Source organism: Thalassospira sp. HJ (assembly GCF_000948415.1).
GTDB lineage: Bacteria > Pseudomonadota > Alphaproteobacteria > Rhodospirillales > Thalassospiraceae > Thalassospira.
In genome coordinates, this window is record NZ_JYII01000017.1 from 69,104 (window position 1) to 91,022 (window position 21,919).

At 54.9% G+C, this 21,919-nt stretch carries 16 protein-coding genes and 1 riboswitch; of the genes, 9 read left to right on the forward strand and 7 right to left on the reverse strand.

Annotated elements, in window-relative coordinates:
- Positions 1–15 precede the first annotated feature (15 nt).
- Complete coding sequence (locus UF64_RS14185; RefSeq protein ID WP_052657650.1) at positions 16–2,058, reverse strand: tetratricopeptide repeat protein; 2,043 nt, start codon at positions 2,056–2,058, stop codon at positions 16–18.
- A gap of 264 nt (positions 2,059–2,322) precedes the next feature.
- On the opposite strand from UF64_RS14185, the gene UF64_RS14190 reads away from it, so the two are divergent.
- Positions 2,323–3,180: an alpha/beta hydrolase gene (locus UF64_RS14190; protein ID WP_052657652.1), complete on the forward strand. Its 858-nt coding sequence runs from the start codon at positions 2,323–2,325 to the stop codon at positions 3,178–3,180.
- Positions 3,181–3,241: 61 nt separating this feature from the next.
- Here UF64_RS14190 and secA read toward each other — a convergent pair whose 3' ends face one another.
- On the reverse strand, positions 3,242–5,950 hold the full coding sequence (gene secA / locus UF64_RS14195) for a preprotein translocase subunit SecA (protein ID WP_044829272.1): 2,709 nt from the start codon (positions 5,948–5,950) through the stop codon (positions 3,242–3,244).
- 333 nt (positions 5,951–6,283) lie between these two features.
- Between secA and UF64_RS14200 the strand changes: the two genes are divergently transcribed.
- From UF64_RS14200 to argJ, 4 genes are all read left to right on the forward strand, one after another.
- Positions 6,284–7,399: a hypothetical protein gene (locus UF64_RS14200; protein ID WP_044829273.1), complete on the forward strand. Its 1,116-nt coding sequence runs from the start codon at positions 6,284–6,286 to the stop codon at positions 7,397–7,399.
- Positions 7,400–7,454: 55 nt separating this feature from the next.
- The gene (locus tag UF64_RS19755) at positions 7,455–8,588 is read left to right on the forward strand and encodes a hypothetical protein (protein ID WP_052657651.1); all 1,134 of its coding nucleotides are present in this window, start codon (positions 7,455–7,457) and stop codon (positions 8,586–8,588) included.
- Between the two features lie 276 nt (positions 8,589–8,864).
- Positions 8,865–9,731, forward strand: coding sequence for a peptidylprolyl isomerase (locus UF64_RS14210; protein WP_044829274.1), 867 nt, complete (start codon positions 8,865–8,867; stop codon positions 9,729–9,731).
- A 188-nt stretch (positions 9,732–9,919) separates the two neighbouring features.
- Entirely contained in the window at positions 9,920–11,149 is a 1,230-nt protein-coding gene (argJ, locus tag UF64_RS14215) for a bifunctional glutamate N-acetyltransferase/amino-acid acetyltransferase ArgJ (protein ID WP_044829275.1), read from the forward strand.
- Between the two features lie 81 nt (positions 11,150–11,230).
- Here the strand turns inward: argJ and UF64_RS14220 are convergent, their stop codons facing one another.
- A complete protein-coding gene (locus tag UF64_RS14220; RefSeq protein WP_044829276.1) occupies positions 11,231–12,505 on the reverse strand; it encodes a pentapeptide repeat-containing protein in 1,275 nt (424 codons plus the stop codon).
- Positions 12,506–12,693: 188 nt separating this feature from the next.
- Positions 12,694–13,959 carry a pentapeptide repeat-containing protein gene (locus tag UF64_RS14225; RefSeq protein ID WP_044829277.1) on the reverse strand — a complete coding sequence of 422 codons (1,266 nt, stop codon included), beginning with the start codon at positions 13,957–13,959 and terminating at the stop codon, positions 12,694–12,696.
- Positions 13,960–14,272: 313 nt separating this feature from the next.
- Between UF64_RS14225 and UF64_RS14230 the strand changes: the two genes are divergently transcribed.
- The 4 genes from UF64_RS14230 (at position 14,273) to UF64_RS14245 (ending at position 19,479) form a co-directional block, all read left to right on the forward strand.
- Positions 14,273–15,496, forward strand: coding sequence for a response regulator (locus UF64_RS14230; protein ID WP_044829278.1), 1,224 nt, complete (start codon positions 14,273–14,275; stop codon positions 15,494–15,496).
- Positions 15,497–15,625: 129 nt separating this feature from the next.
- Complete coding sequence (locus UF64_RS14235) at positions 15,626–16,849, forward strand: response regulator (protein WP_044829298.1); 1,224 nt, start codon at positions 15,626–15,628, stop codon at positions 16,847–16,849.
- Positions 16,850–16,861: 12 nt separating this feature from the next.
- Positions 16,862–18,064, forward strand: coding sequence for an HD domain-containing phosphohydrolase (locus tag UF64_RS14240; protein WP_044829299.1), 1,203 nt, complete (start codon positions 16,862–16,864; stop codon positions 18,062–18,064).
- On the forward strand, positions 18,064–19,479 hold the full coding sequence (locus UF64_RS14245; RefSeq protein ID WP_044829279.1) for a nitrogen regulation protein NR(II): 1,416 nt from the start codon (positions 18,064–18,066) through the stop codon (positions 19,477–19,479). The genes UF64_RS14240 and UF64_RS14245 overlap by 1 nt, the downstream gene beginning before the upstream one ends.
- A 5-nt stretch (positions 19,480–19,484) precedes the next feature.
- Here the strand turns inward: UF64_RS14245 and UF64_RS14250 are convergent, their stop codons facing one another.
- The 3 genes from UF64_RS14250 to UF64_RS14260 form a co-directional block, all read right to left on the reverse strand.
- Positions 19,485–19,805: a YnfA family protein gene (locus tag UF64_RS14250; RefSeq protein ID WP_044829280.1), complete on the reverse strand. Its 321-nt coding sequence runs from the start codon at positions 19,803–19,805 to the stop codon at positions 19,485–19,487.
- A gap of 25 nt (positions 19,806–19,830) precedes the next feature.
- Positions 19,831–20,841, reverse strand: a complete 1,011-nt coding sequence (locus UF64_RS14255; protein ID WP_044829300.1) for an asparaginase — start codon at positions 20,839–20,841, stop codon at positions 19,831–19,833.
- Between the two features lie 170 nt (positions 20,842–21,011).
- Positions 21,012–21,434: a two-component system response regulator gene (locus UF64_RS14260; protein ID WP_044829281.1), complete on the reverse strand. Its 423-nt coding sequence runs from the start codon at positions 21,432–21,434 to the stop codon at positions 21,012–21,014.
- A 286-nt stretch (positions 21,435–21,720) separates the two neighbouring features.
- Positions 21,721–21,901, forward strand: a riboswitch (cobalamin riboswitch).
- Positions 21,902–21,919: the final 18 nt, after the last annotated feature.

Here is a 21,919-nt window from a genome sequence, read left to right on the forward strand (position 1 = left end):
AAAATCCAGCACGCGTTACGAACTGACAAGGTCAATGTCTGCCGGTGCCTTGCCCGCGAGATAGCGGTCATACGCCGCGTCATACCCCCGCTCCAGATCGAGGGTATATGACTTGGTATCAAACAGCGGACAGGCCTTGATGTTCTCCTTGACCCTGGCTTTCATCGCCGTAGCTTTTTCCCGGTGAAGTGCCAGATCAAGGGCAATTGCCTCGTAGTCTTCTTCGGATTTGGCGATCAGCTCAGGAAGGTTTGCAGCCTTCAAAACACTTGCTGCCACACGGGCGGCGAACTGCTTTCCGGGCAAGGTGACCAGCGGCAATCCGGTCCAGAGCGCATCACTTGCCGTTGTATGGGCGTTGACATTAAAGGTATCAAGGAACAGGTCAGCGTGTTTATGGCGCGCAAGATGTTCCGCTTCGGGCAAGAAGCCTGCAAAAACAATTCGATCGGGATCAACACCACGCAGGGCGGCTTCCTTGCGCAGGTTGGTCATCACATCTTCGCTTCCTTCGAACAGCCACAACACCGAGCTGTCCACCTTGCTGAGCAACCTCATCCAGATATCAAACTCACGCGGGGATATCTTGTAGTTGGCATTAAACGAACAGAAGACGAAGCCATTTTCCGGAAGGCCAAGTTCGGTGCGCGTTTGTGTATTTTCCGGAAATTCGCGACCGCCATCATTTGGCTGATAGCAATGCGGCATATAAATGATTTTCTCGGAATAGGCGCTCTTGTAGTCGTCAGGAATGATGGTGTGATCAGCGATCAGATAGTCGATAAAATCGGCCCCCAGCGTTCCCGGATAGCCAACATAGTTGATCTGGATCGGTGCCATTCGCGGAGCAAATAGTCGCGGTCGGCCGTTCTGGGTATAGCCTTTTAGGTCAATCGCAATATCGATCCCCTGATCACGGGCATGCTGAACAATTTCCGCATCAGATGCATTCTGGACATCCCAGTTGTGATCAACCATTTGCTGAAGCTGGTTACGACGCCAACCTTCGGTCACACCACCGTAACTGTATGTATGAATTTCAAAACGGCTTTTGTCATGATCACTGAACAGCCCCATCATCAGTGACAGGGTCGCATGATTATGAAAATCGGCGGAGAAATAACCAATTTTCAGCCTCTCCGGACGAGATGCCGGACGCGGGAATTGCACATTTACCTTAGTCACAGCGAGTTCATGTGCATAATTTTCTGAACGCTTTTTCTGCGCATATGGATCGTCTTCAAAATGAAGCAGTGAAAATGGTGAAACAGAATTCCCGGGTTTGCCGATCGCCTTTACATTTTGAAATTCCGGCGCAAGTTCGGACCAGTCACAGATTTGCGCGCGCAAATACAAAAAATCGGAAAGTGCAGACATGCTATCCGGCCGAAGTTTGGCAACTTTTTCAAATGCCTGTTTGGCAGCGGCCCGCTTGTTCTTCTGGTACAGGACGACGCCCAGATTATGGTATGCGTCGTACATGTTCTGATCGAAGTGGATCGCCTGCACGCAGAACTTTTCTGCTTCATCAAAACGTCGCATCCCAATCAGTGTCGTGGCGATATTGTTGAGAAACCTGGCATTTTTCGGTTCAAGATAACTGGCATTCTGAAAGGCCTGCAGCGCCAAATCCAACTTCTTTTGCCCGGAAAAGACGGTCGCGATATTGATCCAGGCTGCTGCGAGGTTTTTGTCCAGCTCAACAGCTTTGCGCAAGCATTTTTCGGCATCTATCAGGTTCTGAGCTTTAAAATAGGCAAGCCCAAAAAGGTTCCAAGCCTGTGCATTACCGGGGGCACTTTCGACCAGCTTCTTGGCCAGTTCAATCGCGTTTGCAAATGCGCCTTGCTCAATCAGTTGTGAGACTTTGACCAACGCTTTCTGCGCAGACATGCCTGTACCCGATGCTGCATCCCGCAACTTTTCTATTGCCGCTTTCGCACGTGCGTTTTTTGGGAAGTCTTGAAGAAACAGTTCATAAAGCTTGATGGCCTCTTCGATCTGGCCCTGTTTTTCGAGCTTTCTGGCACGTTTGGACAGTTGATCAAAAGAGGACACTTTTACTGGATCTCCGTAATTGTAATTCGCGCAGAAATTCTAGGAGCAGGCCATTAAGGACTGATAAACACTGGCTCCAACAATACACATGCCACCCGTGCCTTTACAGGCTTCTGTCGACGAAACCAACGACACGCTTGTGTGATCCCGACAGACTTCGAAAGAATTGTTTTAAACGGATTTCGATCCGCTAACGTACTGAAGATACAAAATTTGAATTTGCACTGGTCCGTAATCCCTATGCTTCCAAAGAAAATCCTGAGCATGACCACCAGCTCACTTGTCGCGATGGTGCTGCTGGCAGGCTGTGACAAGCTGGGTGCCTATAACCACTGGCAGGCGGGCGATATCAAACCTGATGTGGTGGGCCTTTCCTATGGGCCGGATGCGCGGCAGGTTCTTGATCTTTATTTGCCTGTTCAATCGATGCAGCCAGCCCCGCTTCTGGTGTGGTTTTATGGCGGGTCGTGGGATTCCGGGGACCGGGCGAAATATGCCTTTGTCGCCCGGCGCTTTACCGAGCTTGGCTACGCAGTTGCCATTCCTGATTACCGGTTGGTGCCCGATGTGCGTTTCCCGGCCTTTATCGAGGATGGGGCATCGGCACTTGCGGTGATGAAAGACTATGCCGGGCAGAACCCCGTTCAGATCAAAGACGTTCCGTTCCTGTTGGCCGGGCATTCTGCCGGGGCCTATAACGCGGTTCATATGGTGGCTGATCCAGGCTACCTCGAAACGGTCGGGCTGGATGCACGTGACGTTGCCGGGATTATCGGCCTGTCAGGACCCTATGATTTTTATCCTTATGATGTTGCCGCGACCCAAAATGCGTTTGGCGATACGCCCGCACGAAAAAGTCAGCCGGTCAAAATGGATCTGGCACATATGCCACCGCTGCTGCTGATTACCGGCACGCGAGATCATACGGTTTTACCGCGCAATTCACGCAGGCTGGCGGAACTGGCGCCAGAGGCCGAACTGGTAGAAGTTCCCGACACCGGTCATGCCGGAACCCTGATAGCGTTGGGGTTTTATCTGACAACCGATGATGCGGTTCTGGGACCCGTCAAACAGTTCCTGCGCGACACCCTGCCAACCACGGTGCTTTCAGCAAGCAACTGACAAAGAAAAAGCGCGCATCCTTTAAAGATGCGCGCTTTTTATACCGTCTTGCCAGTTTCGATCAGCTCAGCTGACCATGGCAATGTTTGTATTTTTTGCCAGATCCGCATGGGCAGGCCTGGTTACGGGCAACGCGGCCCCAGGTCGACGGATCGTTGGGATCGACATTGCCCGATGCCTGACGGGACTGAACGGTAGCAGTGTCGGTGCCCTGTTCTGCCGCTTCAAGCTCGTCACGGTTTTCGTGCATTTCCTGCTGCGGACGGCGTGCCTCGAGGTCTTCGGGGCGCGGGGTCGACTGCAGTTCGACATGCGAAAGCATCTGGGTCACGCGTTCGCGGAGCGACACCAGCATGGATTCAAACATGTTAAAGGCTTCGCGCTTGAACTCATTGAGCGGATCACGCTGACCATAGGCACGCAGGCCAATGCCCTGACGCAGGTGGTCAAGCGCCAGAAGATGTTCTTTCCAGGACTGATCAAGCAGCTGCAGGACGAGGCTTTTTTCAACCTGGCGCATGATATCGGCACCATAGTTGGCAACCTTGGCCGCCATTTTTTCGTCTGACGCCTTTTCAAGGCGTTCGCGCATGACTTCCTGATCAATGCCTTCTTCCTTGACCCAATCTGCAATCGGCAGATCAAGGCCCAGAAGACGGGTGACTTCTTCGTGCAGGCTGGTGGTTTCCCACTGCTCCGGATAGACCTTGGCCGGGCAGTATTTGTCGACCATGTCTTCAATGACCTCGGCGCGCATGTCGGCAACGTCTTCGGCGACGTTTTTGGCCTGCATCAGATCGCGACGCTGTTCATAAACGACCTTACGCTGATCGTTCATGACATCGTCAAACTTCAGGACGTTCTTACGAATGTCGAAGTTGCGGGCCTCAACCTTCTGCTGGGCTTTTTCGAGCGCCTTGTTGATCCACGGATGGTAAATCGCTTCACCTTCCTGCAGACCCAGTTTCTGAAGCATGCTGTCCATACGCTCGGAACCAAAGATGCGCATCAGGTCATCTTCAAGCGAGAGATAGAATTTCGAACCACCCGGGTCACCCTGACGGCCGGAACGACCACGCAGCTGGTTATCCACACGACGTGATTCGTGACGTTCGGTACCGATCACGAACAGACCGCCAGCCGCCAGGACCTTTTCCTGATCGGCTTTGACCTCTGCCTTGATCTTTTCAATCGCGGCTGCACGTTTGGCTTCGTCGGTGACATTGGCCAGTTCGTGCTCAACACGCATCTCGACGTTACCGCCAAGTTTGATGTCGGTACCACGACCGGCCATGTTGGTTGCAATCGTGATCGCACCCGGCGCACCGGCCTGGGCCACGATCAGGGCTTCGCGTTCATGCTGCTTGGCGTTGAGAACTTCGTGCGGGACTTTCTTCTTTTTCAGAAGGTCCGAAAGGATTTCCGATTTCTCGATCGAGACGGTACCGACAAGGGCCGGCTGACCACGTTTGTGGCAGTCTTCGAGCTGTTCGGAGATCGCAATCCACTTTTCATTGGCGGTACGATAGATCTCGTCATCGGCATCCTTACGGGCGATCGGGCGATGGGTTGGGATTTCGACAACCTGAAGGTTGTAGATTTCCTCGAATTCTTCGGCCTCGGTCATCGCCGTACCGGTCATACCGGCAAGGGTCGGATACAAACGGAAATAGTTCTGGAAGGTGATCGATGCCAGAGTCTGGTTTTCGTTCTGGATCTTGACCTTTTCCTTGGCTTCGAGTGCCTGATGCAGGCCATCGGAATAGCGGCGGCCTTCCATCATACGACCGGTGAATTCGTCAATGATGACGACCTTGTCATCCTTGACGATATAGTCGGTGTCTTTCTGGAACAGCTTGTGCGCCCGCAGGGCCTGGTTGACGTGATGGACAAGGTGAACGTTGGCAACGTCATAAAGCGTGCCTTCGGTCAGGATTTCCATTTCCATCAGAAGCTGTTCGGCGTGTTCGGTGCCTTCTTCGGTCAGGGTGACGGCGCGCGCCTTTTCATCCTTCTCGAAATCTTCCTCGACCAGTTTCGGGATCAGCGCATCAATCGCGCGATACAATTCCGAGCTGTCTTCGGCCGGGCCGGAAATGATCAGCGGGGTACGGGCTTCGTCAATCAGGATCGAGTCGACTTCATCGACGATCGCAAAGTTGAACGGACGCTGCACCATGTCTTCGAGACGGAACTTCATGTTATCGCGCAGATAATCAAAGCCGAGCTCGTTATTGGTCGCGTAGGTAATGTCACATGCATAGGCTTCGCGGCGCTGATCATCGGTCATGCCATGCATGATCACGCCAACGGTCAGACCAAGGAAGCCATAAACCTCGCCCATCCATTCCGCGTCACGGCGGGCCAGATAGTCGTTCACGGTCACCACGTGAACGCCCTTGCCTTCAAGCGCATTCAGATAGACCGGAAGGGTCGAAACAAGGGTCTTACCTTCACCGGTTTTCATCTCGGCGATCTTGCCGGATGTCAGAACCATGCCACCCAAAAGCTGCACATCATAATGACGTTCGCCACGGACACGTTTGGATGCCTCGCGGATGGTGGCAAAGGTATCAGGAAGGATATCGGTCAGAGTCTCGCCATTCTTGAGACGTTCGCGCAGCCAATCGGTACGGGCGCGCAGTTCATCATCAGAAAGCTTTTCGACTTCGGGTTCCAGGGCATTGATTTGCTCGACCGTGGCCCGCAGGGCTTTGACTTCACGATCGTTAGCTGAACCGAAAATTTTCCGGGCAATAGCGCCGAGCATTAATACGTTCCTGAACAAATAAATTAAGACACAATAGGCACCGACAGAAAGCGGAGCCCGATCACAGATAGAACCCTGCCTGCCATCTGTCAACGGAACGAACCAATATCGCTAATGCAGAGCGGGAAATTAGGCGTTTTCGCACCGGATCGCTGGCAAATCCGGGCATCTTCACGTTTTCGTTTCCGCTGTTTGATCCCTTCTTGCTTGAGAAATGCGAAGAATAGTCGTATTATTCGCGCCATAGTTTTACACCCTAACAGAGCATGTAGCTCGTTTTGGCGCAACGGCATTTCCGATACGCTGCCAAATCACATCCTCAGGAGGAGGATTATGGTCGATTTCTCAGCGCTTAATCCGTTTCGACAGGGGCAATCCGCCCTGCAGGATGCGCGTCAGCCCCTTGGCAAAAACAGTCCCGATGCCGGTGATACCGCAGCGCAAGCGCGCCCGGATGCGCGCACGCGCATTGATCCGGTGGCCCTTTCTGATGACGCCCTTGCTGCACACAACGATAGCCAAAAGCTTGCCCCTGCGACGAGCAAGGCCCTTTCAAGCAAACCATTGACCACGGATGAGCTGTTTGAACGTGCGCTTGATGCGTCGCTTGAACTGATCCGCGGCAGTGTCGAAGAAATGTTTGCGCTTTCGGGCATGTCCGAAGAAGACGCGATTGCCGCAACCGATGCCATGTTTAATGGCATTCGCGATGCCGCCAGCGGACAGGACCAGTTCGAATTTTCCTTTGATCAGGCAATCGCAAGCCATAGCAAAACTGCCATTTCATATGCCGGTGCCAATGGTGCAGCCGTCGGCGTTTCTGAATCCGCGATGATGGCGGTTCAGTCGCTTGATATCAGCATCAACAATGAAACCGGTGAGTTCTCGTTTAATTACGAGGCTGCGAAGGTTGAGGTTGTTCGCACCGAAGCAGTCGCGATTGGCAACAGCATGGGTGCCGCCCTTGGCGCACTTGGTACTGTCATGGATGGACTGGGTGGCGGATCGCTGGTCGATATGCTGGGCAACCCGGCCAGTGCCGGAGATGGCGGGCTTCTGTTTGATATCAATGATAACGGAGTCGCCGAATTCATCCGTGAACTGATGAACGCAACGGTCGGCAGCGATGATGCGTCGCAAGACGGCGAAGACGGTGCCGCAGCCGGTGCAGCACAGACCAGTGGTCAGGCACTTGCGGCTGAACGTATGGCAGCGCTGAATGCCCAGATCACCGAACAGTTCATGGAACAGGCAACCCTGATTGTGCGCAGCATCAATCAGCCTGCACCGGAAGCTGGCGAAGGTAACGGCCCGCTTCAGCTAACGGTCGATATGATGATGCCGATGGGCCGATTTGGTCAGGATAACGGCAATGCCACCTTCACCTTCCCCAATGGTGAAACCGTGCCCGTCATTGACCCGACACAGGAACAGGATGTTCTGATTTAACAGCAACGGGATGTCACACCCGACATCCCGCAGCCCTTCAGGAAGGAGGCGCTGAATGTTTGAGCACACAACAGCTTCAAACCATACCGCAGCGGATAGTGCCGCCGGGATCGCAGCCCTGCGCGCCACTGCCAACAGTGCCGTGACCACCAATAGTGCCAATACGGATGCAAATGCCGACGCCCAAAGCGAAGCGGCAATGGCGCAGCAACGCACGATTGCCGATCAGATTGACCTGAGCATCGAGGCCAACGAGCGCATCGAAAGCGCCCTTGGTGAATTCCAACGTCCGGTATTTGAAATCAATACTGCCCCGCTTGAAGCCTTCAAGGGGCTTCGACCCGCCCTTGATGAAGCCCAGACGCGGATGAACCGCGATGCCTTTATCATTCTGGCAATGATGGGTGTGCCGCCGGCAAAGGCGCGTGCGATTGCCAATGCCATGACCGGTGGTGATCCGGCCGAGCTCAAGGCGGTTGGCGCCACAGGTGCACAAGCGGCGATATCGATGCAGGATCTTTCGATCAACATCGCCCAAGGCAACAGTTCGATCAATCTGGGTGAGGTTTCCGTATCTTCGCGCAGTTTCGAGATTGATTTCAGTGCGATTGAAAGCCGGTTCTCAAGCCTTGCCGGGACGGCGGATATCTCTATCTCGGAATTTCATGCCCATATCGAACTGATCCGGATCGAGATTTCCCAGATGTTCCAGCAGGACCCGCTGATCCTTGACCTGGATGGCAACGGGATCGACATCACCAGTGTGATGGACGGAAAGCGTTTTGACATTGATGGCGATGGCAACCTTGATCAGACCGCCTGGGTTTCAGGCAACGATGTCCTGCTTGCACTTGATCGCAATGGAGACGGAGTCATCAATGACGGGCACGAACTGTTTGGCGATCAGAACGGCGCCAAGGACGGTTTTGCGGAACTGGCAAAATATGACGACAACCTCGATGGTGCGATTGACGCAGCAGATGGTGTGTTCAGCTCGCTTGTTTTGCTGCGTGCCGATGGCAGCCAGCAAAGTGTTGCCGATGCCGGGATCAAGTCGATCTCGCTATCGCTGATCACCCCGCTTGATGAGCGCCTTGTTGGCGGCGATCTGGTGGCCGGATCACGTTTTGAACGTGAAGACGGCAGCACCGGGCAAGTCGGCGAAGTCTTCTTTGACGTGAAAGCCTGAGCCACAAGCCCTATCAGATTTCATCTAACCGTCATCTCATCGCCCGGCGTTTTGAAGCGTGCGGGCGATGATCGTTTTGCGCCGACCGGTTTTAACCGGGAGAGCTCATCCGTATATGTAGAAGCCCATACTTAAGCGTTTCACATTTTGGACAGAATGCTTTGGCAAAAGGTGCGTCATCCACGGCGAAGCCTTGTGCAGGCAACACTTATGTGTTTTACCCGTGGGCAGAGGCATCGGGCACAAGCCCGTCTGAAATTAAAGTCTGGAGAAACTATGCTGCGCAAATCCCTTCTTGCCGCGTCCCTGGCAACCGTCATTTTTGCATCCCCTGCCATGGCGCAGGACGCTGCACCGGCAGAAGACCCGGTGCTGGCGACGGTCAATGGTGAGGAAATCCTTGAATCCGAAGTCCGCGCAACCCAGCAGGGCCTGCCGCAACAGTATCGCCAGCTTCCGTTTGAAATGCTCAAGGCGGATCTTCTGACCCGCGAGATTAACCAGCGCCTGCTGATGAAAGCCGGCAGCGACGCGGGGCTTGCCGATGACGAGGAAGTCAAAGCACAGATCGCAGCGCTTGAGCGCCGCCTGATCGCAGAAACCTATCTTGATCGTGCGCTCAATGATGCGATCACCGATGAAGCGGTTAACGCGAAATACGAAGAATTCATCGCCACGAATGAGCCGGAGCCGCAGGTTCACGCCCGCCACATCCTGCTTGAAAGCGAAGAAGACGCGCAGGCGATCATCGCCGAGCTTGATGATGGTGCCGACTTCGAAGAACTCGCCAAGGAAAAATCGACCGGTCCGTCCGGCCCGAACGGTGGCGATCTTGGCTTCTTTAACCGTGGCGACATGGTTGCACCGTTTGCCGATGCCGCCTTTGCCATGGATGCGGGCACCTATTCCAGCGAGCCGGTTCAGACCCAGTTCGGTTGGCACGTGATCAAGGTTGAGGAAGTCAAGGAAGGCACCCAGCCCTCAATCGACGAAGTCCGTCAGCAGCTGGTGGCTGAAATCAGCCGCGATGCGTTTAACGGTCTTGTCGAAGACCTGCGCGATGATGCCGAAATCGTCAACTTCGTCGAAATCGAAGCCGAGAAAGCAGCAGAAGAAGCTGCCAAGGAAGCACCGGCTGAATAAGACAGGAAACACGGCGGTCGCGTCCTTCTGACCGCCCCTGACTTTCCGAAAGATCAAAACGGGGTGTGGCCATTGGCTTCACCCCGTTTTTTGCAGGTCACTGTGATCCGTAAACTGATTCTGCCGCTTGCTTTTCGCCACCATTGCGGCAGGATAAAGCTACTTGTTCAATAAAGGAATTTGCACCGATGGTTGCGACTGCCATTTCACCGCTTGCCCCTGCGGCATTCCCCGATCTTCCGGCGATTGCCGGTGTCAAACTGCATACCGCAACCCTCGGCATCCGCTATAAGGGCCGCCCGGACGTGCTGTTGGCAGAACTTGAAGCCGGAACCCAGGTCGCAGGTGTTTTCACCACATCGACCACGGCATCGGCTGCTGTGCGCTGGGGCCGTGAAGCACTTAAGGGTGGCAGTGGCCGTGCATTCTTTGTCAATGCGGGCAACTCGGTCGCCTTTACCGGCAAGGCGGGTGAAAAGTTCGTCGCCGACAAGGTCGAAACCGCGTCCAAGGCACTTGGCTGTGCCAAGACCGAAATCTTTACCGCATCGACCGGTGTGATTGGCGAACCGACCACGGCAAACCGCATCACCGATGCGATGGATGACATTCTGGCCAATGACGCAAGCTGGCTTGATGCCGCCAAGGCGATCATGACCACCGACACCTTCCCCAAGGGCGCGTCGGCCACCGCGACCATCAATGGCAAGACCGTCACCATCGCCGGGATCGCCAAGGGATCAGGCATGATCGAGCCGAACATGGCGACCATGCTGAGCTTTGTCTTTACCGATGCTGCTCTGCCGCACAGCGTTCTGCAGACCATTCTGGCCGATTGCAACAATCGCAGCTTCAATGCGATCACGGTTGATAGCGACACCTCGACCTCGGATACCCTTCTGGTGGCCGCCACCGGCAAGGCGGGCAATGACGTCATCAATGATGTCAACGATCCGGCACTGGCGGCGTTTAAAGCGGCATTTGAAGATGTGCTGCGTGATCTTGCCCATCAGATCGTGCGTGACGGCGAAGGTGCATCGAAGTTCATCACCGTTAATGTCACCGGTGCGGTGAGCGAGAAAGAAGCCAAAACTGCCGCCAAGGCGATTGCCAACTCCCCGCTGGTTAAAACCGCCATTGCTGGTGAAGACGCCAACTGGGGTCGTATTGTCATGGCGGTTGGCAAATGCGGTGTTACGGCCGATCCGAACAAACTGACCGTTGCCATCGGTGGCATTACGCTTGCCAAAAATGGTGAACGCGTTGCCGATTATGACGAAGGTCCGGTCGAAGCCCATATCAAGGGTCAGTATATCGATATTGATGCCGACCTTGGCTTTGGCGATGGTGCGGCCACGGTCTGGACCTGTGACCTGACGCATGGCTATATCTCGATCAATGCGGATTACCGCAGCTAACGGTCAAAGATCGCAAAAAATCAAAAACGCCGCCTTCGATGAGGGCGGCGTTTTGCATTTACGGGGACTTCGTCACGCAGGTTATTTCTTGCCGGGGATATAGCCATTCAGGATAAGGCCGACATTGGCACCTTCGAGCTCGACCTCGGTCAGGTCGGTCGCGCCAAAGGCCACACCCGCAACGTTCGCCTTGGTCAGATTAGCACCCTTCATCTTGGCTTCGTGGAAGACAGAGTTGCGCAAATCGGCCTGTTCGAAATTGACGTCTGAGAGATCGGCCTGCCAGACAGTTCCGGTTTTCTCGCCCTTCTTGTCGCGCTGATCGACACCGCCAAAGTGAACGCCCTGAAAGACGCCTTCGGTGCAATCCGACCCCGCCATGCGCACGCCATCAAGTACCGCGCCATTCATGCGGATCTTTTGCATGTCGGCTTCGCGCATCGAACACATGGCAAGGATGGTGTCGATGAAAAGCGTGCCACGCATAATGCATTTATCAAACACCGCACCGGACAAATCCATGCCCGAAAAATCCATCCCCGAAAGGTCACGGCCCGCGGCAATCATCGGCATGCCGGTCTTGCCACCGGTAGACAGCCACTCGCTATGGCCATTGACCAGAGCCCGGATGTCGTCGACCAAGGGTGCACTGGGCGTGCCGCCGCCAATGGAATAGGACGTGTTGGCCTGGGTCAGGTCAACATCCTGCAAATCGACATTTCGCAGGTTAGCACCACTCAGATCCGCACCGACAAGCTCTGCTCCGGCAAGTTTCGCACCCTTGAGATTGGCATTGCGAAGCTTGGCGCCATTCATCTTGCACCCGGTCAGATCGGCCCCTTCGAGGTTGACGGCAAACATGTTGGCGTCACTCATGTCGGTGTTGGCAAGACGCGCGCCCGACATGTTGGTGCCAGCCATATTCGCGCCCCACATCATCGCGCCTTCAAGGTCGGCATTCGACATATCGGTTTCGCGTTTGACGGTACGCTCACGCGTGCCTTCGAGAACCACCATGATGCCCGCGCGTAGATCAATGCCGTTCAGGTTGGCATTGCGCAAATTGGTTCGAGCCATGTTGGCACCGCGCAGATCAGCACGTTCAAACGTCGATCCTTCAAGATCGGCTTCAACAAAGTTGGCGCCAAAAAGATCGCAGAAATCAAAGCAGACATCGCGCGCACTTGCCTGAATGAAGTTCGCCCCTGGAAGGACAGCTTCTTTCAGGCTGATCTTGTTCATCTTGATGCGGGAAAGGTTGCCATTGCGCAATTGCATGCGCACGCCGCCCGGCTTTTGATTGAGATATAATTGATGCTTCTTGATCGCATCGATCATTTCCGAACGCGATGACATGTGGCGGATAGCCCCCAAGATCTAAATCAGTTTTTTATTATTAAGCATTATAGAAAGCAGCAGATCGACCGCAACGCAATATGTTTAACGCGTTGTATGGAAACGTTTCTGGATTGGTCGGGTTGTTATGGGGGAAACCTATCCGGATGCACAGCATTCCTGCCGGACAGTGGTGTAAAGACCTACACCTAATCAGGGATGGTTCCGGTCAGAATCGAGCCGATATTGGCCCCTTCAAGTTCGACTTCGCTGAGATCCGTCTCGCCAAAGGCGACACCGGCGACATTGGCCTTGGATAGATTCGCGCCCTTCATACTTGGCTCGTCAAAGACCGAGTTGCGGAGGTCGGCATGGGAGAAGTCGGTTGATTGCAGATCAGCCCGCCAGACTTCACCGGTTTTCTGGCCCTTGGCATCGCGTTGTTCAACACCACCGAACTTGACCCCCTGAAACACGGATTTTGTGCAGTTGGCATAGGACATGCGCACACCATTCATGACCGATCCGCTCAGCCGCGCACGGGTCAGATCGGCATTGCGCATCGATGCCATCACCAGAATGGTATCAACCAGCAACACGCCGCGCAGAATGCAATCATCAAAGCAAGCGGCTGACAGATCAAACCCGGTGAAATCAAGTTCGGTCAGATCGCGCCCCGTCACATCAAGGCGCGCGCCGGCAACCCCACCGCTGGTCAGCCATTCGGTATGGGCATTAAGCAAAATACGGATGTCTTCGGGAAGCGGTGTGAGCGCCTTACTGCCGATCGAGTTCGATGTATTGGCCTGCGACAGATCGACATTGGACAAATCAACATTGCGCAGATTGGCCCCGGACAGATCGGTTCCCAGCAGGAGGGAGTCCTTAAGCTTCGCACCCTTGAGGTTGGCGTTCTTGAGCTTTGCACCCGAAAGGTTACAGCCCGAAAGATCAGCCCCGGCAAGGTTGACGGCAAACATGTTGGCGTCACTCAGATCCGCATCGGCAAGCCGCGCACCGGACATGTTGCTTTCCGACAGGTTGGCGCCCGACATCACCGAGCCCTGCAGATCGGCATTGGCCAGATCGGTGTTGCGTTTGACCTTGCGTTCGCGGCCGGCATCGACGATGACCATCACGCCGGATCGAAGGTCAGCCCCCTTGAGGTTGGCGTTGCGCAGCTTGGCACGTGCCATGTTGGCCCCGCGCAAATCAGCCCGCATGAAGCTTGACCCTTCGAGGTCGGCCTCGACAAAGTTGGTGCCGAACAAATCACAGAAATCGAATTTGACGTCGCGAATTGCAGCCTGGATGAAGTTGGCACCGGGCAATACAGCGTCTTCAAGACTGATCTTGCTCATCTTGATTCGCGACAGGTTGCCATTGCGCAATTGCAATCGCCGCCCGCCCGGTTGCTTCATCACATAGAGCTGATGCTTTTTGATGGCATCAACCAGTTCCGTACGCGTTGTCATTTAGGAGATCGTACCCCCCGGTCGATCAAAAACAGCGATTGATCGCCTTACGTTTTAAAGTCATTAAAATTGTACCCGTGCTTTGCATGTTACATTCTGACAAAATATGACATTATCACCAGAAACAACCTTTATGTAAGTGGTTGATGTTCTTTACTTATACTGACGTATGTGTTTCCGAAGGCAAAACCTGCACGTGACAGTCAATTGCTGTGCGGAGAAGGGCAAAATCTTCGAAAATCTGTTATCCTTAAGGATCGAGTCGCTCCGCCGTTCTGCCATCTGCAAATTACCCCAAGAAGAACAAGGTCCAATGCACCACATTCTATTTGTCGATGATGATGCCAACATTCTGAACGGATTGCGTCGGCGCCTGCACGGCTCCCGTCCCGACTGGAATTTGTATTTCGCCAATAGCGGGTTTGAAGCCATTGAGCTTGCTGGAAGTCACGACTTTGACGTCATCGTCTCAGACATCCAGATGCCCGGCATGGATGGAGTGACCTTGCTTGAAGCCTTGCAGAAAACCCATCCAGACGCAGTACGCATCATTCTGACCGGCCATGCCGATAATGCATCCTATCTGCGCACCATTGGTCCCGCACATCAGTTTCTGAGCAAGCCATGCGACAATGAAACGCTGATCGAAAGCATCGAGAATGCGCTTGGTCTACGCCAGTTGCTGCGCAGCTCCGAACTTCGGACCCTTGTTGCGAGCTCCAAAAGTCTGGCATCGCCACCCGATACCTATATGCGGCTTGAAACGGCGTTTTCCGATCCGAACTACTCGCTTGAGACCATCAGCAAGATCGTTGAATCCGACATCGCGCTGACCACCGAAGTTCTGAAACTGACCAATTCATCCTATTTTGCCGTCACACAGAATGTGTCATCGGTTGCACATGCGGTCCGGATGCTGGGGATGGAAACGCTTAAGGCGCTTGCGCTTTTTGTCGGGCTGTATCGCGGGTTTAACGGCCCGCCCAGTCAGGCGGCCAACCTTAAGCGCCTGTGTCATCGATCCCAGCAGATCGGCGTCACGGCCGCGATGATTGCCGAATATGAACACCTGCCGCGTGAGATTTGCCATGCGGTGCCATCGATCGGGATGCTGAGCCACATTGGCACATTGATCCTTTACACCAACCGGCCCGATGAAATGCAGGCAGTTGTTGAACGGGTCGAGAAGGAAGGCATTTCAATCGATCAGGCAGAGGCCGAACAATTTGGTGCCGGGCATGCCGAAATCGGTGCCTATCTGCTTGGGCTTTGGGGGTTCCCTGCCCCGGTCATTCAGGCGGTTGCCTATCACCATCGGCCGATGGATTTGCCGCACCGGGAAATGACGGCACTGACCGCGATCTATGTTGCACAACATCTGACCCGGGAAATTGCCGACCGCGATGCGGGCCACGCCGCCGAAAGCACAATCGACCACGATTACCTGACCCAGATTGGCAAGGACGGCCATCTTGACGAATGGGCGAATATCGCCGCCGTGGTTTCGGAAAAGTATCGCGAACTGACCAACAGCTAGGACCGCTTAGCCGTCAGGGTGCTTGATAAAAAAAGCGGTCCAAAGGCCACAACCCTCCACATATGCGGACTATCAAAGACCTCTTGCAGGCCCCATGTATGAAACATGGAGCACACGCATGAGGTGAAAATGAGCGTCATCCTTTTTGTCGATGATGACAAAAATATTCTGGATGGTTTGCGCCGCCGGTTCCGGTCTGTCCGCGCGGGGTGGGAGCTTTTGTTCGCGCATGACGCGGAAAGCGCACTTGCCAAGGCGGACGAGATCGAGCCCGATGTGGTGGTTTCGGACATGCGCATGCCCGGAACCGATGGCGCTGCGCTTTTGACGATCATGCAGGAAAGACACCCGCATACCGCGCGTATCATCCTGTCGGGCTTTGCCGAGGAAGAAGCCATTTTGCGCACCGTCGGCCCGGCACACCAGTATCTGGCCAAGCCGTGCGATGATCAGATGCTGATTGAGACCATCGAAAACGCGCTTGATCTGCGTAACCTTCTGACCAATCCGGAACTGCGCGCACTTGTTGGCGGGATTGATGCGCTGGCATCACCGCCCACCACCTATACCAATCTTGTCAAAGCCCTTGAAAACCCGTTGGTCAGCAATGATCAGCTGACCGCGATTGTTGCATCCGACATTGCCCTGACCGCCGAGATATTGAAGCTGACCAATTCGGCCTATTTTGCGGTCAGCATGAAGATCACCTCGATCTCGCAGGCGATCCGCATGATCGGGATCGATACGCTTAAGGCGCTGGCGCTGTTTATCGGCCTGTTTCGAAGCTTTGATGGCCCGAAGCCCGCCGTCGCGCGCATGATGCAGCTTTGCCAGCGCAGCCAACAGCTTGGCGTGGTGGCGACCCTGATTGCCGAACAGGAAAAACTGCCCAAGGAAGTGATCAACGTAATGGCTGCTGTTGGCATGCTAAGCCATACCGGCAGCCTGATCCTTTATGCCTATCGCGCCAATGAAATGGCCGAGGTCGTCAAACGGGTCGAGACCGAAGACATCCCGATCTATGTCGCCGAGCGCGACCAGTTCGGCGCAGCCCATCCGGAAATCGGGGCGTACCTTTTGGGACTTTGGGGATTTCCAAGTGCGATGGTGCAAACGGTTGCCTATCACCATCGGCCACAAGATGCCCCACATAGCGAAATGAACGCGCTGAGTGCGATTTATGTTGCGCAGCATCTCGCCCGTGAAGTCGCCATTGAAGAACGCACCGGTACGACGCCTGAAAGCCGGATTGACCTGAAATATCTTGACCGGTTGGGCAAACGCGACCGCCTGCCGGTCTGGCGCGAAACCGCCCGGCTGGTGGAACAGAAATACCGCGAGATGGAAAAGTAAGGGAGAGAGATGATGACACAGAATCCCCCCGTGCTCTTTGTTGATGACGATGAAAACCTGCTGATGGGGCTCAAGCGCAAATTGCGCGGCAAGTTCGAATTCGACACCGCCGTTGGGCCGATGCAGGCCCTTGATAAAATCAAGGCTGGCCAGAAATATGCTGTCTGTGTCGCCGATATGCGCATGCCCGAAATGGACGGTGTGCAGCTCTTGGCCGAGGTCGCCAAACTCAGCCCCGATACCGTCAATATGATGCTAACTGGTAATGCCGATCAGCACACCGCGGTCGAGGCGATCAATCACGGGCATATATTCCGGTTTTTCAACAAGCCCTGCGAAGACGAAGACCTGATTGCCGGTGTGAAAGCTGGCTTGCGCCAGCATCAGTTGATCACGGCCGAAAAGGCCCTGATCGAGCAGACCCTGGCGGGCAGCGTAAAGGTCCTGACAGAGGTTCTCGCACAGCTTAATCCGGCGATCTTTGGCAAGGCCATGCGCGCCAAGGTCTGGTGCGATACGATTGCCAAATCGATTGGTTATCCGCATCCGTGGGAATTGGGTCTGGCAGCCCTTCTGGCACCGATCGGGTATGTTTCCCTACCCCCGGAAATCCTTGCGCGGCTTGGCGAGGAAAAGCCGCTGCAGCCGCTTGAACGCGATGTTGTGCGTCGCACGCCCGAAGTGGCGCAAAAACTGATTTCCAATATCCCGCGTCTGGAACAGGTTGCCGGCATTGTCTATCTGCAAAACCGGAACTTTGACGGATCGGGTTTCCCGGCCGAAGGCCCGGTGGGGACGGATATTCCGCTGGGTGCGCGGGTGCTTCGGATTTTCAATGACCTTGGCAAGATCGTGGAGAGCGATCTTGTGGTGAAACAGCATTTTGACGAGCTGCGCCATCAGGCAAAGCGCTATGACCCGGACCTGCTTGATAAGATCGAGGTCCTTCTGGCCAAGGAAGACCCGTCCTGTGACAAGGTCGCCTACCCCAAAGGGACCCAGCATGACATTTACCTTAAAAACCTGCGCATGGGTGATTTCCTGCTGACCGATATCGAAACCCGTGACGGGCATGTACTTCTGACCCACGGCAACTATGTTTCGGAAATTCAGCTGCAGCGGTTGCGTGTGTTTCAGGAGCTCCATCAGTTCCATGAACCCATTCGTGTTCGCCGCGGTGGACAGGGTAATGAAATGGTCACCGGGGAGAAATAATGACCCAAGATCAGGATGATACCGAAGCACCCAAAATCCTGAGCGGCTCGGCCGATATCGCATCGGGTTCGGATTTGCTCGATGCCGCCAAGGAAATTGACGCGCCCGAAGACGTGCGCGCGCGGTTCATGGCCTTGCTTGCCGAACAGAAGCGTCGCAAACAGGAAACCACACAGCGGCTCAAGACCATTCTTGATAGCGTTGTCGAAGGCATTCTGATCGTGGATGCGACCGGCATGATCCAGGATTTCAACAAATCGGCTGCTGAAATCCTGCGCGCGACGGGCGATGAATTATTGGGGACGTCGGTCGATGTCATGTTCATTGATCGCAAGGCCACCGTGCGCCACAAGCTTTTGAACCGCTGCATCAATATCAGCAGTGGCGTTCTGAAATACGACTATACCGAAACCATGGCCCAGCGCCTTGATGGCGACAGTTTCCCGATGGAAATCATCGTCAGCCCGGCCAATTTCAGCTCCGAGATGAGCTATCTTTACATCTTTCGCGATATCACCCGTCGCAAAACCGCAGAAGAAGCACAGAAGAAGCTTGAAGAAGACCTGCGCGAGGCGCTCAAGCTCGAAGCGATTGGCCATCTGGCAGGCGGCATCGCGCATGAGATCAACACGCCGAGCCAATATATCCGCGACAACCTGAAGTTCCTCAATGACAGCTATGGGTCGCTGTCACGGATGCTTGGTTCAGCACTTCAAACCCTGTGGAAAAACCGTGCGCATCTGCCGCCCAACACGTTTGAGGATTTCGCCCGCCAGATGCGTAGTTCCGATCTGGAATTCCTGCTTGAGGAAATCCCGCACGCGACGCAGCAGTCGCTTGACGGCATCAATCAGGTCGCACGCATCGTTCTGTCGATGAAGGAATTCTCCCACCCCGGCGGGGCCGAGAAAACCACCACCGACATCAACCGGGTTCTGTCGAACGTGATCGTGATTTCGCGCAATGAATGGAAGCACAATGCCGACATCACCGAAAAGTTCGATCCGGAAATCCCGCATATCCCGTGCCATATCAACGAGGTCAATCAGGTCTTCCTTAACCTGATCGTCAATGCCGCGCAGGCCATTCAGGCCGCTGGGCGCAAACCCGACGAAGGCCACATCACGGTCAAGACGACATCGCTTGATGACAGCATCTTGATTTCGATTTCCGATAACGGCACCGGCATTGCCAAGGAAGACAGATCAAAGGTCTTCAACCCGTTCTTTACCACCAAGGAAGTCGGCAAGGGCACAGGACAGGGTTTGTCGATCACCCATGATATCGTGACCGTGCGGCATGGCGGGCGCATCTGGTTTGAAACCGAAATCGGCAAGGGAACGACATTCCATGTCCTTCTGCCCGCCGAAGACCGCACCGGCAAAAAGCCCGAGGAAAAAGCAGCAAAAGCCTGAGACCTCTATCGCGGGGCAAACAGGATAATGCCCGCCCCCAGAAGACAAACCAGCAAACCGGTCACATCCCAGCGATCGGGCATGCTGCGTTCGACCACCCACATCCAGAAGATCGAGGCGGTGATATAAACCCCGCCATAGGCGGCATAGGCCCGCCCGGCAAAGTCGGCTTCAACCCGGGTCAGAAGCCAGGCAAAGACAATGAGCGAGAGGACACCGGGCACGACCCAAAGGATCGATTTCCCGGACCGCAGCCAGGCCCAGAAGGCAAAACATCCGGCAATTTCGGCAATGGCCGCAAAGATATAGGCCGCAATGCTTTGCATTCGTTCCCCGTTTGGTGATGAGCAATCAGAAGGCCGGGCGCAAGTCGCCAGCATATTTTCCCGCCCAGTTGGTCAGAACCGGGGTGAGATGGTTTTTAAGCACCTCGGCACGGGCATCATCGATCACGCCATGTTTGCGCAAGATCGCGCCCATCGCAACCTCTGCTCCGCGCTGGGTGCCATCATCAATCTTGAGCGCCACACCAAGCCCCTGTTTCGGGAAGGCCGCACAATAAACGCCCTCTGCCCCAACCTTGACCAACGCGTCCTCGCCGCATTCTTCCATGATCGCACTGCAGAACCGGCCGGTGCCGGCCACCATGAAGGGCGCTTTTGCGCAGCCCTTGCGGATGCGTTTGATGGCATCAATGCGCGTTTCGGAAAGACCAGCAGGATGGGCCATGCGGGCCATGGCAAGCCCCAGATCACGAAGGCGCATGCCGATCACCGGAATGCCGCAACCATCAATGCCGCGCGGCGTGGACGACAGATCACAATCGCCCATTTCTTCCAGCACCTTGATCAGGCGCTGCTGCACCGGGTGTTGTTCTTCAATATAGCCCGCGGGATCTTCGCCAAGATGCTGCGCGGTCGACAGGAACCCGGCATGCTTGCCCGAGCAATTATTATGCGCCTTGGTCAGTTTGACATGATCGGACGCCTGCTTGATCGCGGCATTGAGGCTGAGCGAATAATGCGGTGCGCATTCAAGCGTATCAACCGACAGCCCGACATGTTCCAGCCAAGCGGCAACCGTATTTGCATGTTCCTCTTCACCATTGTGCGACGAACAGGCCAGCGCGATGTGTTTATCCTCAAGACCAAAGGCATCCGCCGCACCACTTTCAATCAGCGGGATCGCCAAAAGCGGTTTGATGGCAGAACGCGGATACATCAGCGCGTCAATATCGCCGCCTTCATCAATCACCGTGCCATCCGATTTCATCACCACATAACGCCCACGGTGAAAACTTTCGACCATCGCACCACGGGTGGCTTCGACAAGGATCGGGTTGGCGGCAATAGACTGGGGCATTACGGGGAGCTCCGGGACTTGATGGATCTGGCGGTGGACCGGGGTATGACCCCCGATCATGCTATGCCCGAAATATGGGAATGAAGGCAAGCAAGACCAGCCTTGGCAGACATAAAAAACGCCCTGCCAGATGCAGAGCGTTTGTCGCCTTAACATGATGATATACGCGCTTAACAGGCGCTCATGGAATTGCCCAGAACGCGGTTGAGCTGTTCGAGAACAACCTTCGGGCTGGCATCCTTGCTGATGAAGTCAGCAGCCCCCAGCGCATCGGCTTGGGCGCGGGTATCGGCGTCATAATGGGCCGAGAAGAAGAAGACCGGCACATTTTCGCTGTTGGGATAGCGGCGGCGGATTTCGCAGAAGGCTTCAAAGCCGCTCATGCCCGGCATTTCGATATCCAGAATGATGGCATTCGGGCACATGCCGTCAAGCTGATCGATCAGATCATCGGCACAATCAAAACCGGCCACGTCATATCCGGCCCGGCGCAGCACTGTTTCAAGGGCTGCCTTGGCGCTGGGACTGTCGTCGGCGAACGCAACAAGTCCATCAGGACAGAATTGCGACGGCATGGCGCTGAGCGCGTTCATGGATGGCGATACTCCGAGAATTGGGACAAGTCCAAACTGGCAGATGAAAATGTCAAATTGGTTAAACCCGCCAAATTTTTGCCACGCAATGTTCCGGCTTCATCCCGATCCTGCACCTGTTCCGCGAAAGTATAAGGCGGTTATGAACCTAGCCACGTGGCACGCCAATCTCACCAGCCCCGGTAAAACCCCAATGTTTCCGGCGACATAGCGTTACGGAAACCTGATTTGTCGGGTGGCATATCCGCCCAAATAGGTATTTCCATGCCTATTTACGGAATTAGGAGCAGGTGCTATAAACCGCCATGTCGCGAATGTGACCGGAAAACATGGTCGGGAATCCGGTGCGGCCCTGCGTTAAAGCAGTGTTGCCAAGCCCGGAACTGCCCCCGCAACTGTAAGCGCAAAGGCCTTATTTGCAGGTTTTCTCGCGAGTCAGAATACCGATGGTGTTTTCTTGGCATGAATGGGCCGGGCGGGGTGTA

What these genes read in the sequence shown, in the direction of transcription:
- UF64_RS14220 (WP_044829276.1), bottom strand. Translation starts at nt 12,505, where the DNA reads ATGTCATCGCGTTCGGAAATGATCGATGCGATCAAGAAGCATCAATTA.
- UF64_RS14235 (WP_044829298.1), top strand. Translation starts at nt 15,626, where the DNA reads ATGAGCGTCATCCTTTTTGTCGATGATGACAAAAATATTCTGGATGGT.
- UF64_RS14190 (WP_052657652.1), top strand. Translation starts at nt 2,323, where the DNA reads ATGACCACCAGCTCACTTGTCGCGATGGTGCTGCTGGCAGGCTGTGAC.
- UF64_RS14200 (WP_044829273.1), top strand. Translation starts at nt 6,284, where the DNA reads ATGGTCGATTTCTCAGCGCTTAATCCGTTTCGACAGGGGCAATCCGCC.
- UF64_RS14225 (WP_044829277.1), bottom strand. Translation starts at nt 13,959, where the DNA reads ATGACAACGCGTACGGAACTGGTTGATGCCATCAAAAAGCATCAGCTC.
- UF64_RS14245 (WP_044829279.1), top strand. Translation starts at nt 18,064, where the DNA reads ATGACCCAAGATCAGGATGATACCGAAGCACCCAAAATCCTGAGCGGC.
- UF64_RS14250 (WP_044829280.1), bottom strand. Translation starts at nt 19,805, where the DNA reads ATGCAAAGCATTGCGGCCTATATCTTTGCGGCCATTGCCGAAATTGCC.
- UF64_RS14230 (WP_044829278.1), top strand. Translation starts at nt 14,273, where the DNA reads ATGCACCACATTCTATTTGTCGATGATGATGCCAACATTCTGAACGGA.
- argJ (WP_044829275.1), top strand. Translation starts at nt 9,920, where the DNA reads ATGGTTGCGACTGCCATTTCACCGCTTGCCCCTGCGGCATTCCCCGAT.
- UF64_RS14260 (WP_044829281.1), bottom strand. Translation starts at nt 21,434, where the DNA reads ATGAACGCGCTCAGCGCCATGCCGTCGCAATTCTGTCCTGATGGACTT.
- UF64_RS14255 (WP_044829300.1), bottom strand. Translation starts at nt 20,841, where the DNA reads ATGCCCCAGTCTATTGCCGCCAACCCGATCCTTGTCGAAGCCACCCGT.
- secA (WP_044829272.1), bottom strand. Translation starts at nt 5,950, where the DNA reads ATGCTCGGCGCTATTGCCCGGAAAATTTTCGGTTCAGCTAACGATCGT.
- UF64_RS14210 (WP_044829274.1), top strand. Translation starts at nt 8,865, where the DNA reads ATGCTGCGCAAATCCCTTCTTGCCGCGTCCCTGGCAACCGTCATTTTT.
- UF64_RS19755 (WP_052657651.1), top strand. Translation starts at nt 7,455, where the DNA reads ATGTTTGAGCACACAACAGCTTCAAACCATACCGCAGCGGATAGTGCC.
- UF64_RS14240 (WP_044829299.1), top strand. Translation starts at nt 16,862, where the DNA reads ATGACACAGAATCCCCCCGTGCTCTTTGTTGATGACGATGAAAACCTG.